Annotated in this window: 14 protein-coding genes; 6 read left to right on the forward strand and 8 right to left on the reverse strand. The window is 63.0% G+C overall.

The features are described from left to right. The 3 genes from DBV08_RS18785 to DBV08_RS18795 all read right to left on the reverse strand — a co-directional run bounded on the left by DBV08_RS18785 (window position 1) and on the right by DBV08_RS18795 (window position 2,419). Complete coding sequence (locus DBV08_RS18785) at window positions 1-1,269, reverse strand: DEAD/DEAH box helicase (protein WP_124568461.1); 1,269 nt, start codon at window positions 1,267-1,269, stop codon at window positions 1-3. A 71-nt stretch (window positions 1,270-1,340) separates the two neighbouring features. Continuing rightward, window positions 1,341-1,745 (reverse strand): hypothetical protein, encoded by a 405-nt coding sequence (locus DBV08_RS18790; RefSeq protein WP_124568462.1) that lies wholly within the window; start codon window positions 1,743-1,745, stop codon window positions 1,341-1,343. After that, window positions 1,730-2,419: a hypothetical protein gene (locus tag DBV08_RS18795; RefSeq protein ID WP_124568463.1), complete on the reverse strand. Its 690-nt coding sequence runs from the start codon at window positions 2,417-2,419 to the stop codon at window positions 1,730-1,732. Before DBV08_RS18795 ends, DBV08_RS18790 begins: the two co-directional genes overlap by 16 nt. Before the next feature lie 834 nt (window positions 2,420-3,253). Between DBV08_RS18795 and DBV08_RS18800 the strand changes: the two genes are divergently transcribed. The 5 genes from DBV08_RS18800 to DBV08_RS18820 all read left to right on the forward strand — a co-directional run bounded on the left by DBV08_RS18800 (window position 3,254) and on the right by DBV08_RS18820 (window position 8,576). Then, window positions 3,254-3,472 carry a hypothetical protein gene (locus DBV08_RS18800; protein WP_124568464.1) on the forward strand — a complete coding sequence of 73 codons (219 nt, stop codon included), beginning with the start codon at window positions 3,254-3,256 and terminating at the stop codon, window positions 3,470-3,472. After that, window positions 3,469-5,007: a hypothetical protein gene (locus tag DBV08_RS18805; RefSeq protein WP_083471156.1), complete on the forward strand. Its 1,539-nt coding sequence runs from the start codon at window positions 3,469-3,471 to the stop codon at window positions 5,005-5,007. The genes DBV08_RS18800 and DBV08_RS18805 overlap by 4 nt, the downstream gene beginning before the upstream one ends. Continuing rightward, window positions 5,004-7,652 carry a hypothetical protein gene (locus DBV08_RS18810; protein WP_124568465.1) on the forward strand — a complete coding sequence of 883 codons (2,649 nt, stop codon included), beginning with the start codon at window positions 5,004-5,006 and terminating at the stop codon, window positions 7,650-7,652. Before DBV08_RS18805 ends, DBV08_RS18810 begins: the two co-directional genes overlap by 4 nt. Then, window positions 7,649-8,146: a TIGR04338 family metallohydrolase gene (locus DBV08_RS18815; RefSeq protein WP_124568466.1), complete on the forward strand. Its 498-nt coding sequence runs from the start codon at window positions 7,649-7,651 to the stop codon at window positions 8,144-8,146. The genes DBV08_RS18810 and DBV08_RS18815 overlap by 4 nt, the downstream gene beginning before the upstream one ends. A gap of 61 nt (window positions 8,147-8,207) precedes the next feature. After that, a complete protein-coding gene (locus DBV08_RS18820) occupies window positions 8,208-8,576 on the forward strand; it encodes a helix-turn-helix domain-containing protein (RefSeq protein ID WP_054187250.1) in 369 nt (122 codons plus the stop codon). Here DBV08_RS18820 and DBV08_RS18825 read toward each other — a convergent pair whose 3' ends face one another. Together DBV08_RS18825 and DBV08_RS18830 are read right to left on the reverse strand one after the other, a co-directional pair. Beyond that, on the reverse strand, window positions 8,577-9,164 hold the full coding sequence (locus DBV08_RS18825) for an ATP-dependent Clp protease proteolytic subunit (protein WP_124568467.1): 588 nt from the start codon (window positions 9,162-9,164) through the stop codon (window positions 8,577-8,579). A gap of 4 nt (window positions 9,165-9,168) precedes the next feature. Further along, window positions 9,169-9,777: a ClpP family protease gene (locus tag DBV08_RS18830; protein ID WP_054187251.1), complete on the reverse strand. Its 609-nt coding sequence runs from the start codon at window positions 9,775-9,777 to the stop codon at window positions 9,169-9,171. Between the two features lie 308 nt (window positions 9,778-10,085). On the opposite strand from DBV08_RS18830, the gene DBV08_RS18835 reads away from it, so the two are divergent. Continuing rightward, the gene (locus DBV08_RS18835; RefSeq protein WP_095973563.1) at window positions 10,086-10,880 is read left to right on the forward strand and encodes an LLM class F420-dependent oxidoreductase; all 795 of its coding nucleotides are present in this window, start codon (window positions 10,086-10,088) and stop codon (window positions 10,878-10,880) included. Here DBV08_RS18835 and DBV08_RS18840 read toward each other — a convergent pair. The 3 genes from DBV08_RS18840 to DBV08_RS18850 are packed head-to-tail and all read right to left on the reverse strand — an operon-like array spanning window position 10,802 to window position 15,113. Beyond that, window positions 10,802-12,031, reverse strand: coding sequence for a CaiB/BaiF CoA-transferase family protein (locus tag DBV08_RS18840; protein ID WP_124568468.1), 1,230 nt, complete (start codon window positions 12,029-12,031; stop codon window positions 10,802-10,804). The genes DBV08_RS18835 and DBV08_RS18840 overlap by 79 nt on opposite strands. Then, entirely contained in the window at window positions 12,028-13,743 is a 1,716-nt protein-coding gene (locus DBV08_RS18845; protein ID WP_124568469.1) for an acyl-CoA dehydrogenase family protein, read from the reverse strand. The genes DBV08_RS18840 and DBV08_RS18845 overlap by 4 nt, the downstream gene beginning before the upstream one ends. Continuing rightward, on the reverse strand, window positions 13,743-15,113 hold the full coding sequence (locus DBV08_RS18850; protein WP_095973566.1) for an MFS transporter: 1,371 nt from the start codon (window positions 15,111-15,113) through the stop codon (window positions 13,743-13,745). The genes DBV08_RS18845 and DBV08_RS18850 overlap by 1 nt, the downstream gene beginning before the upstream one ends. Window positions 15,114-15,143: the final 30 nt, after the last annotated feature.

Consider the following 15,143-nt stretch of genomic DNA (forward strand, 5'->3'; position numbering starts at 1 on the left):
TTAGTAGGCTGCCTGCCCGAAGCAGCAGCGTGGCCATCCTGGCCGTCGTCTCGTACGCGGGCGATGTATTGTGCCCTTCCCAGCTTTGCGCTTGTTGTCTGCACCGATGACGAGATGACCGATTGGAGTGTCATTGCTGGTGACCAGGTGCTGCTCAGTTGCGCGTGTCGGGCGGACCGCGAGGTGAGCACGCAGGTCGTACCGTGTTTTGTCTTGCGCGCCACGACTACCTGCGACGACTGTTCTGCTCTCCTCGATCTTGTCTGTGGTAGCGAGGATGTGTAGCCGCCGTGGCGCGCGCCATTCATGAGTGAACAGCACCTCTCCCTGTCCAGCCGAAGTCCATGCAGCAAGGGAAGCGGCGTTGCCCATGACACCGGAGAGCAACATCAGACGTGCGCCGCTGGCGTCCAGTAGGGTCAACAGCCCTTCGAGGAGCAGTCCGCGACCCCCTGATTGAGCGATCAGGTGCGCTTCGTCGATGATGAATAGGCTGAACCGGCTCAGGGTCTCCTGCGGCGACTGCCGCAGCGCGTTCATGAGTCGCTCGGGCGTCATCACTTCGACGTGAGGCAGTTGGCCGGAGACCCCGTTTGCGTCCTCTTGGTCGGTGCCGTCGGAATGCTGGGTACCGAAGCCGTCTGGAAGGTCTGCGCCGAGTTGCCGGTCCAGGTAGCTCAGTCGGGACTTGAGCGTCTGGCGCATCTCCCGGCCAAGGCTGCGGAGCGGCGTCACGTAACAGACACCCCGGTCGTCTTGCGCCGTGTGCGCACAGATGATCATCTGCGCGAGAAGTGTCTTTCCAGCGCTGGTCGGGACCGATACGAGAAGTCTTGATGTCATCTGGTTCAGCGGGCTCATGGTCGGGTGGGCGATGAGGGCGCGCTGCGGCGGCCAGAGCGTCAGGACCGGCTGCCGACTTAGCGTGAACGCCTGCTTTACGGCTGGGGGAACGTCTAGGGGAAGCACGGCCCAGATGCTGCTCTCGCTGATGCCGTCTGCCAACGCTAGTAGGTGTCCAGCAACCCAGCGGGTATCCACGTCGCTGAGACCAACCTCGTTGCGGACAACGCGCAGCAAGTGGCCGCGAGCAGCTTCGAGCGCATCGGCATCGCCTTCACGTAAGTATCTGGCTAAATCCGCAATACCGCGTAGTAGCCGGTGCGTCGGACCGAACATGGTCCCGTCAAGGTTGTCGAGTTGAGCGCCGCGGGTTAACGCAGCGGCGGCATTCGCCCAAGTGCGTAGCTGCCGGTTCAGCGCTGTCATGTCGAGGCCGAGAAAGAGAATCCCAGCGTGTAAGGCGACGTCCGCGCCGTCCGTGAACTCGACTGGCTGGTTCAGGGCATCCCGGATCTTGCGATGGATAGCACCAGCGTTCGGACTCTCTTCTGCGCGGTGGTATCCGACCTGCGCAGCGAGGCTGTAGCCCGGTGGACTTGGCTCGTCTCTGTGGGGTCCTCCATGAGGAGGTCAAGGACGTGAGCACTGACGGCAAAGGCACGGCGACGTTGTTCGACTGGGTACCGCGAGATGTCGGCCGTCGAGGCGATCCCATGTAGATACCAAGCGGAACGTCGCAACGGTGAGACGTCCGCGCGGAATCCTGTCTCGGTGAGTCCTCGGACAAGTTCGATCTCAAGTTCGGCGAGGAGGGCGGTCAACTCGTCGACGGTGGGGAGCTCGCTGAGGTGTAGTTCACCGAACGCGCCCGCGATGTGGTCTGCGGCTAGAGCGCGGTCCACGCGTATCTCCTCACCAGGTTCGCGATCTCGATATAGGAATCAATGCTGGTGGCAAGGCCGCGGAGTTGGCCCGGCTTGCTGAGCAAAGGTAGCTTCACCGCCATTTTCTTAAATGGCATCGTGGGTAACGGCTTGTGCGTCGAGATCGTTACACCAGCGCCGACGAGTTCGTCACCTTGAAGCCATGCCGCGGGGAGGCTCGTGACCAGAGCCATTACTTCATCGGAGGTGTCGCTCGAGGCCTGTCCGTACGTGCCGACAATCTTGCCGACGTATCGCTGGCCGCTCACGGCAAGCTGCTCATACGCTTTGTTCAGACTCGTGGACAGCGACGCAGTACCCGTGTTCTTCTTGCTCTCCCAGAGCCGAAACCGAAGGTCGCCAGTGCTCGTTTCGTAAATCGAAAAACCGTCTGCTCCGGCGTCAGTAACATCGCCCTTCGGGTCAAGTTGCACTCGTACGGCGGAGTTGTCTTTCGTCAACAGGTGCCAGAGCCACTCGCCAACATGGCCGTGTAGGTGGTCCTCGTTTCTTTGTGCCTGGGGTAATCCGAAGACCGGCTCGATGAACGACGCGATGATGGGATTCGACAGTGGTGGGATCTTGGTGCCAGCCAATGTGTGCTGGCGCCATGTGTCGTGTAGTTGAGTGGCGGGACCAAAGCGGGCCTTCATAATCGTGTCAATCAGTATCCACGCGAGAGCGCCACCCTCCTCCGGGGCGAGGTTTACCGCGACGTGCGAACTCCACTCACATTTAGCCGCAACTGCGGACCCGTCGTGAAATGTTCTTGGAAGGTAGTCATGGACTGCTAGACGTTTGTTGGTGCGAGCGAACTCCTCTGATTGTGCAGCTGTAGGCCCTACTGGGACGGGGCCAGTCGGCGGTCCTCCAGGCCCGGAGGATGCCTTCACGAGAGATCGCTCCTTGTTTTCGTCAGGGATTGCCGCACTGGATCGACAACGAGCGAACGTCCCTGTGCGTGATGCAAGTTTCGGGGAGTCGTGGTCACTGTCCGATTATCACGTATGAAAGTGTCGGTGCCAGCAAAGGCGCTCCTCAATACATTCAGCACGCCGCTGTAGCCGTGCGCGTCCTCGGCCAATGGAGCCTGCCTATAGATATCCTTCTTAGCCACGCTTAATCACGCAGAAGAGATGGATTCGATTCATTGATTCGCCCGTATTGGTCACAAACTGCAGTTCGCGCCTAGCGAAGCGTCACTGCTAGTGCGAGCTGAAGTAGCGATGCAGGCGCTCGTGACTCAGTACAGGCTTCCGACCGGAGCGCGTTGCCTCAGCAACCCATTTATGAAGACAACGGAATAGAGCGACTTCAAGTTCAGCTGGCGCTGCTAGTGCCCTCAAGTTGACCTGATCACGCAAACACCGTTTGATCATTTGCCATTCCACGGTGTTGTCATTGGCCACGGATAGTGTGAGACCACATTCCGAACTCGAAGGGCCTGTATCTATGGCAACACCCACGCCAATCTCATCTGGAGCATTGTGAACCTGAGGGCCCCGATCAGAGCGATCGAGTCCTCCGCAGGCTTGTCATCACCGATCCTCAAGTCGCCGGATCCCGTGCAGAAACTCAGCGGAAAGTTGTTTTCGATGGCGTACTGCCAAGTCGGCACTGATACCGGCGGCGAGACCGTCGAGTTGGAAGGCTCCGGCGCCGAGATTGATGGTGGCGTCCAGTCGACGACGGAGTTCAAGTCTTGAGCGAGAGGGACGCGGTGTCGGCAGTGGTGGAGGGGCCGGAATGGTGCGCCCCCGGGTTGGATTACCGCGGCGGCCGATACCCGCTCGGCGTCGAGGCCTTCGTGCTGAACATGGTGGACACGCTGGTGCCTGGGCTGTCCACGCTGACCGAGAAGGCCCGATACTTCTCGCTGTATTGGGCCCTCGCGGCATACGCCGAGGAATGTGAGTGGGATCGGACGCAATGTCGAACGGCGCTACGCCGCGCCGAGGTGGCTGTGGCCTGGGCCTCACTGTCCTCTGCTGCAGACGAGGACTCCGCAGCCGGGCGCACGTCACACGGCGCTGACCGCGTCGCCAAGATCGTCGCAGCCGGAGACGTCGCGAGACTCACCGAACTCGGCGACTACTCGTATTCGCCACGGGCATGGGGCTTTTGGTCGCAGTATCGGGGCCCCGCCGTGGTTCTCGGTATCGTCTCGACAGACCGGGATGCCTTGCGGTCGGGATCACGGTCGTGCCCTCCGGCAATTCGAGCGATGTTTCGCCCGCTGCTCGACATCGTGGGGGAGAGACCGGTCACGGAGGCTGATCTCGCCGAGGTGGAGCCTCTAACCCGGATATCCCTCGACGATCCAGACCTGGCCCCGCTGCGTGATGTGCTCACCGCGACGGCGGGTGGCACCCATGATCCCGACGCTTGGGCACCCAATGACGGCACGCGCCGCTCGACGCTCCGCATCATGGGGCGCGCTGTCCAGCGCCGCGGTGACGAGACTTCGTGGCAGCGAATGCTCACGGACGCCGTCGTCTACGGTGGGGATCTCACAGCAGATCCCGTCTTCTCCCAGGAGATCGAGCGGGCCGAGGCCTGGCGGGGCGCCATTCTGCGGCACTATTCGGTAGGCGCCTGGCGCAGTCTGTGGTCCGCGCTGGTCGAGGCGGTCAGCACGGCGGGGGAACCGGTCTCGCGGGATGAACTGCATGACTGGATGCGGGCGGGGATCAGCGGCGAGTCCGTGCGGGAGTTCCTGACCAGCTGCCCGGACGTCCTCGACCGCCATGGCTCTCCCGCTCCGGCGGAACAGGAGGTCTGGGACTTGCTGGATCGAATTGAACGGAACCTGGCGATACTGCTGTTCGGCTCGCTACGCGTCGAGCAGCTGTCGGGGCTCACGCTAAGTGCCTTTGTCGGGAACAGGGCATCCTCGCGTGGTCAGATTCTGGACCCCTCGTGGGTGGCCAGACGGCGGGGAGAATTCTACGACCGGCCGCTGGCGGATTTTGCATGCGCCCTGGTTGACGACATGCTCGCGCAAGCCCACCGGGTCTCGCTACGGAAGCTGTCCGCCAGCGGAGGCCGGATGGTGCTTCGCACCAAGCTGCACGAGATGAACGGCCGGTACTTCGCGACGGGCTCCGAGGGCTCTGGAAATGTGGGCCTGCGGGCCGCCCAGTTGGGCATCGTCGCCTCACAGATCGGCCTATTCGACCTGGACGACGAGTCCATCCGGACTACCGATCTCAGCCACGCCCTCTTGAATCTGCCGCGATGACGGGGGCCAGGATCGAGTTCCACTCACCGCTGACGCTGCTGACACGGTGGATGGAGGAAGGCAATGCGCGATTGCGGGAGGTGCTGATCACCGGATTCACCCTGGACCTGGCGTTTCTCGAAAGGCACCTCATCGGCCCGGCTCGCGCACTGGGCGCGCGCATCACTGTGCTGTCCGATCCCCACCACTCCGTCCATGACGCTATCGAGATCCGCCACGCGGGACGGACCTACCAGCACGGTAATGCCAGTTGCAGCGGTGCCTTCCACCCCAAACTCGTACTGATGGTAGGGGAGGAGGAGGTGTGGGCCGCCATCGGATCCGGCAACCCGACCACCTCCGGATGGGGACACAACGACGAGTTGTGGCTGGTGCTCCGATCCGGACTCAAGCAGGGGCCGCCCGCGCTGCTCGAGCTGTCCGACTGGTTGAGCGGTCTACCCGCCGCGGTGAGCATGCCCTCGTGGATCGCTGAGACTGTCCTCGAGGTGGCAGCGATGATCGTGCCCGAGGATTTGGACGGATCACTGCCGGATCTGCGCATCCTCGGCAATCTCGACCGGCCGCTCATCTCGCAACTCCCGCTGGGGCCCACCGACGTATTGCGCATGTATGCCCCGTTCTTCGACCCCGCCTCCGCCGCCGTCAATTCATTGATCGACAAGCTCCGGCCGCAGCGGGCGGTGGTGGCGGTGCAGCCGCGGTGGTCGCAATTCCACGGCGAGGGCCTGGTCGAGGCGATCTCGGAACTGCCGACTGCAGAGTTCCGCCTGCTCGACGAGAATCGTCTGCGCCACGGGAAGCTCGTGGAGTGGACCTCGGACGGCCGAGTGACCGCGTTGGTCGGCAGCGCCAACATCACAAGAGCCGCGATGCTCAAGGCCACGCAGGCCGGCGGCAACTGCGAGCTCGCGGCCATGTACCCCGCCCCGCACACCCTGATGCCGGATGGTGCCCCCATCTCCCCGGCAAACCTGCGCGTCCTCTCGACGATTCCCGCCGCCGAGCAGCGACCGAAGCCCGCCGTTCCCGTGACCATCCTCGGTGCCCGCCGCCAGCAAGATCTGATCGGGGTGGAGCTGCTTTCCACCGGGGTCGCGCCCATTTCCATCGAGGCCAGTGCCACCGGCGCACCCGGGGACTGGCGGGTGTTCCACATCCACCAACCAGAGCGCCCAGGCCCAGTCCATGTCTCGTTCAGCGCGCCGCCGACATTCGGCGAGGCCATCCGCGCAGTTGTCGAATCCGCGGACGGACGGCACGTCACCCCAGTTGTGTTCCTGACCGACAGCACCCGCTGCCTATCGCGCAGCACCGAACCGGCGGGCCCACGGCTCGCCCGCGAATACACCTACGAGGAACTGTTCTCTGATGCTGAACTTGCCCGGATCTTCGATCGCGACCTGAACAGGCTGCTCCGGGTGCTGGCCGATCAGCGCAGTCCCGGGGGCCGGACTCAGGCGACCGGCCCGCGTCTCTCAACCGCGAACCAGGATGACAGATGGGGCAACTGGCTCACGAGCACAGAGCGGAGGCTCGGCCCCTCATTGACCGGATTGGTCTTGCCTGGCGTGCTCAAGCGCGAGACCGCCGAGCCCACCCGGTGGTCAGTGGACCTTGAAGATCCGGGTCTCGACATCATTGAGGACGAGGATGCCGAGGAGTTCGAACCGGAAGAGGACCGTCCCGAGTCGGGCTACGCACCGCACATCGATCCTGCCCTGCACCAACTTTGGCGTCAGAACGCCCGCCGCATGCGGCTCGCAGTCTCCGCGGAGCCAGCGCCCCCGCTGGAACTCCGCATGCTGGTGGCGGTCATGCACTACAACCTGCTGGCCGCCGGCGTGTGGGGGGAAGATCCGTCGTGGCGCGCCGGGTTGGCTGAGGTCCTACTCGCCCTGGTCAAGCCTGACCAACATGTGGAGAGCGTCGACAAGGCCGAACAGTATGTCGCCTCCTTGATTGCCATCGGCCTGGCTCTGCTTGCGCAGAATACGGATTTGTGGGGAGGCACACAGGACGACATTCTGTTGCAAACCGTTTGGGCCGAAGTTGGGATCTTCGCCGCGGTAGCCGAAATGGAATTCGTCGAGGACTATCTACGGTCCTCCGAAGAGATCTATGCACAGGTGGTCGGCCCATCCGACGTCGAGGCTGTGATCGTCCTGGCCCAATTATCAGTGGACGATCCCCTCGCAAAAGTGCATGCCGCGTTGGACGCGGCGGGCTTTTCCGTCGAGCGCGTCAAGGGTGTCTGGCGCGCGTCGACGGACCGGGAGGCAACGGTTCGAGTCGCCGCGCAAATCGCCACCATCATCGACGGATCGTGCGCAGTTCTGGTCGACGGCTCGGAGTCAACATGCGCATTCCTCCGCGAAGGTGCTGTTATCGCCGTCGCCCAGAGCACACAGCCACAGTGGCGGTTGTTCAGATTGTCGATCGTTGGCACCCCATCGTCCGCGCTGGGGGGCGGCGATGGGCAGCGGCCGTGGCACAGATGCTCTCGAAGCGAGCCGTCTCCAGAACTACAGGCCCTGGCGAAAGGAATCGGAGTCGATCTCAGCAAAATCGAGCTCTATTTGCACACAGTTCGTCTAGGGAACCCTCCGGAGATCGGCGGGGTGCGCGGGCAGCTCGACTCGTGAGGGATAAGCAGCGGAGCGCCGTCTACGAGGCAGAGACGTTGGTACGCACCATGTTCGATCGCGCCGACGAACGCGGGCTTCGGAGCGTCGAGGTCATGGGTTCCACCATCACCCTGCCGGTCGAGCGCAAATTCGGTTCCGTGGAGTCGGTCCAGGCGTACTGCGATCAGCTACTCGGACTGAACTGGGTTCGCGAGACCTGGCCTCGCGCAGCCGTTTCGGTGTCCGTACGGTCCCGCGCCGGTAATGCCGCCGCCCACTATTCGAACGACGTCATCGCCGTTCCAGACGACCGTGACGGCCGGTGGGCACTGCGAGAATTCGTCGTCCTGCACGAACTCGCGCACCACCTGGGCGACCCAGCCTCCGACGAGGCTTCCCACGGGCCCGAGTTCGTCGACCGCTACACGAGCCTGGTCGGCGAGATCATCGGGCCCGAGGCGGCCTTCGTTCTTCGAGCGATGTTCCTTGCCGGCGGTGTCCAGACAAGTTGAGGGTTATCAGCCCTCGGTGAACCGGGTGGTGTGCGAACCGGTCGGCTGGAATACTCGGCCTATGGAGGCATCGCGGAGATTAGTCCTGGTCAAGGGTGAGTCGGAACTCCCCGATCCGGCTGTCGCCGTCCGCAAACCCCCACTGATTCGTGAAGCCTACGGACGAGTGTTGAGGGAGGTCCGACGCGATCAGGATCGAACTCTCGACGACGTCGCCGCAAAGGTCGGGATGTCGAAGCAGTACCTCTCCGAGATCGAACGAGGCAAGAAGGAACCGTCGTCGGAAATTCTGCGCGCCATCTGCGAAGCGCTCGGGATGCCGCTCGAGCACCTGCTGTTCCGAGCGGGCAACAGGATCGTTGCGCTCAACTCCCTCACCTTCGGGCATTCTCCCGCACCGATCTCGGGTCCCGTCCTGATGGCGGCGTAGTCAGTTCCCTTCGATGAGGGTGTCGGCAAGTCCGTAGGAGATAGCGTCGTCGGCAGTGAAGATCCTGTCGCGATCGGTGTCCTTACGGAGCCGCTCGACGCTCTGACCGGTGTGCTTACTCAGAATCGCCTCGGTCTGCTCCCGGATTCTCAGGATCTCGGCTGCTTGAAGCGCGAGGTCCGAGATGGTGCCGCTACCTTGCGTCGACGGTTGATGCAGCAGCACCCGCGAATGGGCAAGAACATGCCGATGGCCCGGAGTGCCGGCGGCGAGAAGCACTGCAGCAGCCGACGCGGCTTGGCCCATGCAGTACGTGGAAATCGTCGGTTTCAAGAACTGCATGGTGTCGTAGATCGCGAGCATCGCCGTGGTGGAACCGCCGGGAGAGTTGATGTACAAACCGATTTCGCGATCCAGGTTGTCGGCCTGCAGATGCAGCATCTGAGCCATCACGACGTTGGCGACGCCGTCGTCGATCTCTGTGCCGAGAAAGACGATGCGTTCGTTGAGCAGCCTGCTGAAGATGTCGAAAGACCGCTCACCCGTTGGTGTTCGCTCGATGACACTGGGAATCGTGTACTGGGACATGACGTCACAATCCGATCTTGGGGAAGGTGGCTTGCGGTGCGATCTCGGCGAAGGACGTCACGACGCGGTCGACGATCCCGTACTCGCGCGCCTGTTCGGCGGTGAACCAACGATCCCGATCGCTGTCGGTCTCGATCTCCTCGACGGTCCGGCCCGTTTCGGTGGCGAGAATTTCCTGCGATTGACGCTTCATCAGCTCGAGGCTCTCGGCCTGGATCGCAATGTCCACCGCAGTGCCACCGATACCTGCCGAAGGTTGGTGCATCATGATGCGGCTGTGCGCCAGGCTGATTCGCTTGCCGTGGGTACCGGAGCAGAGAAGCACCTGGCCCATGCTGGCGGCGAAGCCCATCGCGACCGTCACGACGTCGTTGGGGATGAGCTTCATCGTGTCGTAGATGGCCAGACCGGCAAACACCGATCCGCCGGGCGAATTGATGTAGAGCACGATGTCGCGCTTGGGGTCGGTGGTGGCGAGTAGTACCAGTTCCGAACACACACGTTCGGCCATGGCGTCGTTGACCTCGCCGGTGAGCAGAATGGTTCGCTGTCGGAAGAGCCTGTCTGTCAACAGGTCACGGTAGCCGGTATCGGTGGGCGCTTCGGTAGTCATGAATCCATTCCTACCGGCGCAGCGATGCCGGGGCCCCGCCTGTCTGCTGTGGGCAGACCGCCCCTGTTTTGCCCGCCGCCTTTGCCTGCCCCCCTTTGTGCTTGCCCCCTTTGTGCTTGCCCCCCCTTTGTGCTTGCCCCCCTTTGAGCGAACGGCACGTTCAGTCGATCTAAGGCGCCGAACGTACCGTTCGCTCGAAAAGGGGTGGGTACGAGAAGCGGGCATACCCGTCACCGACCGCGGTAGCGGTACCGCGTACACCCGGCCATGATGGAGAAGACAACCATTCCTCTCGTCAGGAGCGTGGCATGACTCGTCCGGTACGCATCGGTGTTCAACTCCAACCTCAGCACGCACCCGATTACGGGTTGATTCGCGACGCCGTCTTGCGGTCCGAGGACGCCGGGGTGGACATCGTCTTCAACTGGGACCACTTCTACCCGTTGACCGGCGATCCCGACGGCGCCCACTTCGAATGCTGGACCATGCTCGGCGCCTGGGCCGAGCAGACCGAACGCGTCGAGATCGGCGCCCTGGTCACCGGCGGCGGTTACCGCAATCCGGATCTGCTGGCCGACATGGCGCGAACCGTCGACCACATCAGCGGCGGACGCCTGATCCTCGGCATCGGTGCCGGCTGGTTCGAGAAGGACTACGACCAGTTCGGATACGACTTCGGCACCCCAGGTTCACGGCTGAAACTGCTGGGCGAATACCTCCCCCGCATCACGGGCCGCCTGGCCAAGGGCAACCCGCCTCCGACTCGCAATATCCCGGTTCTCATCGGGGGTGGCGGCGAGAAGAAGACCCTGCGCCTGGTCGCCGAGTACGCCGACGTCTGGCACAGCTTCGGTGACCGCGAGACACACCTGCGCAAGTCGGACATCCTCTCCGACCATTGCGCCGACGTGGGCCGGAACCCGACCGAAGTGGAGCACTCGGTTCCGTGGCCTGGGCTCGAGAATGCTGCTGACCTGGTCGCCGACGGTGTCTCGCTCTTCACCGTCGGCGTCAGCGGACCCGACTACGACCTGACGACGCTCGTCGAGGCCATCGGCTGGCGGGATGACAACACGGCACCGGCATTGAGCGGACTCGCCTGAGTGGTTCCCAACACCTCGTCGTTGTCGGCGCCGAGAACGGGCGGCGCCGACGTCAGACGTGGCCTCCGGCCGGAGAAGTTGACCGGAAAGGCCACTTGCTTGAGCGGACCGAGCGTCGGATGGTCGACGGTCCCCACCATGCCGAGTGCGGCGGTGTGGGGATCGGAGTAGATCTCGTCGAGGTGGCGGATCGGTGAAACCGGGACCGCTCGTTCGGCGAGAAGAGTGCACCAGTGTTCGACGGTGTCCGACGCGAAGGCGCTGGTGAGTTCCCGTTCCAGACTCTCGCGGTTCTCCACCCGCTCACGGTTGTGGACGAAACGAGGATCGGTGACCAGTTCGTCTCGACCGATGGCCTCGCACAGCGACGCCCACATCGCGTCGTTGCCGACGGCGATGACGAAGTACCCGTTGCTGGCAGGAAATGCTTGGTAGGGAGCAAGATTCGGGTGACCGGAGCCCAGCGCCGTCGGACGCTCACCGGTGGCGAAGTAGCTGGTCGCCCAGTTCACGTGCATGGCGAGTTGGCACTCGTACAGCGACGTGGTCACGTACTGTCCGCGTCCGGTGCGACCTCGCTCGACCAATGCGGCCAGCACCCCGACCAGTCCGAACAGCGCTGCGCCCAGATCTCCCAACGCAAACCCGGACTTCATCGGGGCGCCGCCGGGTTCACCGGTGAGCGACATGAGCCCTCCCGCGGCTTGCGCGATCATGTCGTAACCCGGCTCGTCGCGCAGTGGGCCTTCTTCACCGAACGCCGAGATGTGCAGGGTGATCAGGTGGGGATACCGCTCGGACAGTGCCTGGTAGTCGAAGATCTTCTGTAATCCGCTGCCCGGCTTGAAGTTCTCCACCACCACATCGGTCTCTTCGAGCATGCGGTGGATGATCTCCTGCCCTTCGGTGGACTTGAGGTCGATCGTCACCGACTTCTTACCGCGGTTGATCGCGAGGTAGTAGGCAGCATCGACCCCGACGAAGGGAGGACCCCATGAACGCGTGGGGTCACCGCCCTCGGGGTGTTCGATCTTGGTGACGTCGGCTCCGAGATCGGCAAGCGACATGGTTGCGTACGGGCCGGCAAGGATCTTCGACAGATCGAGGACGCGGACACCGGCCAGGGGTGCGGGGCCTGTTGGAGTATTCACCGGTGACCTCCTGCTACAGAAAGGAACTCGGCTACGACGTCACGTGCATCATCCAGCTCGACGTCGCCGCCGTCGGTTATCACGTCGAGTTTGCCGAGCGCGGCCGACGGCACCTTCCCGGCTAGACCGGCCAGGTAGGAGTTCGCCACCAGCAGTGACCGGTACCCGCGACCTTCTCGGATGCCGTGATCCGCAAGGTCGAAGAGCAGGGTCGCCATGACGGTACGAGCCAACTCGTCGGAGTACCTTGCACTCGCAGCCTGCGCGGCATCGTCAGTTCCCGCGATCAGACGATCTCCTTCATCGACCAGTTCCTCCCAGCGCCGCAACAGAACTCCGGCCCCGGCTTCGCAGTCCGGTCCGACGACGGTCAGGATGTCCGTCATCGCTCCCGCGACCGTGCGGTGCGAATCGAACTTGCGTAGGCACCGAAGTACGTCCAGCGCAATGACATTGCTCGAGCCCTCCCAGATGGAGCCGAGGTGAGCGTCCCGCACGAGTCGCGGATCGACCCATTCCTCGATGTACCCGTTTCCGCCGCGCACCTCCATTGCCTCACCGGTGACCACTCGCGCACGTTTGCACACGAAGTGTTTGGCGATCGGCGTCAGCACCCTGATCAGTGCTCGCGCTTGATCGTCACCGCCGTCTGCAGCCTGAAGACACTGCGCACTGTACGCCACGAGCGCTAGCGAAGCCTCGGCATCGAGTGCGAGGGGAAGAAGAGTCGCCCGCATCAGCGGCTGATCGAAGAGCCTCTTACCGAACACGACTCGGCTCTTCGAATGTTCGACGGCTTCGCGGACCGCTCGGCGCATGAGAGCGCTCGAACGCATCGCGTTGGACAGCCGCGACGTGTTGACCATCTCCGCCATCTGCCGGAAACCTCGTTCGAGTTCGCCGACCTGGAGTGCGTGTGCGCGGTCCAGCGTCACCTCGCCACTCGGCATGGAACGTGTACCCAGCTTGTCCTTGAGCCGATCGATCGTGAGGTTGTTGCGCTCGCCGGATCCCAAAGCCTTGGGCACCATGAACATTCCGACTCCACGCGTCGAACCATCCTGTCCGCCCGGAAATCTTGCCAGGGTGATGATCACGTCGGCATCGGGGTTGGAGGCGAACCACTTCTTGCCCGTCAGGACCCATCGGTCACCGTCGCGCTCGGCACGCGTTTCAGTGCAGGCGATATCGGTGCCTGCCTGAATCTCGGTCATGAACATCGCACCCGTCTTCGCATGCTCGGGATCGGTCGACGTCAACGCGTCGATCCAGGGCGAGAACACGGCCGGATCACCGAACATACGCAGCGTCCGCGCAGCAGCATCTGTCATCGACACCGGGCAGGCCAGCCCGAACTCTGCCTGAACGAAGACGTACGACGCGAGGTACTTCGCGAGTGGCGGAGGTACGGAGCCCCATCCGTGCAACCCTTTTCGGTGCGACATGGCGGACAGGCCGTACTCGTTGTACGCCGCCCGACACAGTTCCAGGTAGGCCGGGTGATAGGAAATCCGGTCGACGCGATCACCAGCCTTGTCGAACTGCTGCAACACCGGTGGATTCCTGTCGGCGATGTCGGCGAGCTCGGACAAACGGCCGGCGGCATCTCGACCCAGTCGGTCGAGCAAGCCGTTCATCGTCTTCCGGTCCGCCCCGGTGGTCCATCTGTCCACTACCGCTTTCAGAGCGGGGTCGGTGTGTGCGAAGTTCATCAGTGGTCAACGCCTTTCAGGGTGGAAACATCGGTCACGTTCGAAGAGCTCGTCGACTCCGACCCTTGCGCGCGCAGCGCACTCCTGCGCAACAAAGCAGTCATACAGACGAGGGAGAGAACGACATACACGAGCCCGAGAGCTACGACCGGCCAGATCGAGTTGGTGCGTGTCAGCAGATACTGGCTGACCATCGGGGCCGTTCCGGCAAAAACGGCGGTCGAGAGTTGGTACGACAGAGAGATGCCCGTGTACCGAACGTTGGTGGGGAATACCTGCGCCAGAATGCCGGCCAAGGCGGCGTAATACATTGCATGAGGGGCCGTTGCGAGCACCATACCCAAAATCGCCAGGGGCACGGAGCCCGTCTGAACCAGCACGAACATCAGTGGCAGGAGCACGATCTCCGGCAGCAGCATCCAACGGACCGCTTTCGACGGATCGATCCGCGTGGCCAGCACAGCGCCGAAAGGCTGTACGAGCGCCTGGGCTACCAGTGCCACGGTGATGACAAGAAGAAAGTCGCTGCGCTCGAAGCCGAGATCCGTTGTCGCCCATGAGAGCGCAAAGGTGGTCTTGACGTACGTGATGGCAACACCGGCAACCACAGCGCCGACGCCGAGAGCAAGTTCGACGGGATGCGAACGCAACACTTCAACCAGCGGCATCCGTGTACGTTCCTGTGCCGCAACAGCCTTCTTCATTTCGGGTGTCTCGGAGATGTGCAGCCTGATGTAGAGAGCGACGATCACCAACGCTGCGGATCCGAGGAACGGCAGACGCCAACCCCACGACTCGAACACCGAATCCGACATCAAGGTCAGGCCGAGGAACGCGAGTGTCGCGAGCAGATTTCCGACCGGCGAACCCTGCTGCGCAAACGCCCCGTAGAGCACCTTCTTCTTCGGGGGAGCGAACTCGGTGGCGATCAATACGGCGCCACCCCATTCGCCGCCCATGGCAATGCCCTGGAGAACACGAAGTGCCACAAGCAGTATCGGCGCCCAGATCCCGATCTGTGCGTACGTAGGGAGGAGGCCGACACCGACCGTTCCCAACCCCATCAGAGCGAGAGTGATGATCACGGCGTTCTTGCGGCCGAATTTGTCTCCGAAGTGCCCGAACACCACTCCGCCGACCGGCCGAGCCACGAATCCCACGGCAAAGGTCGCGAAGGCTGCGAGTGTTCCCACGGCCGGCGACGCATCTGGGAAGAACAGTGGGCCGAGGACCAAGGCTGATGCGGTTCCGTAGATGTAGAAGTCGAACCATTCGATGGTCGTTCCGACAAACGCCGTGATTCCGGCCTTGCGCGCCTGTTTGGTGCTGTATTCGGGTGGACTGGTGTCGTGACCTGGGTTTTGATCCACGGTTCTCCCTGATTCTCGCGTCGGGCATCA

The sequence above is a fragment of the Rhodococcus sp. KBW08 genome, assembly GCF_003852455.1.
Lineage (GTDB): Bacteria > Actinomycetota > Actinomycetes > Mycobacteriales > Mycobacteriaceae > Rhodococcus_F > Rhodococcus_F baikonurensis.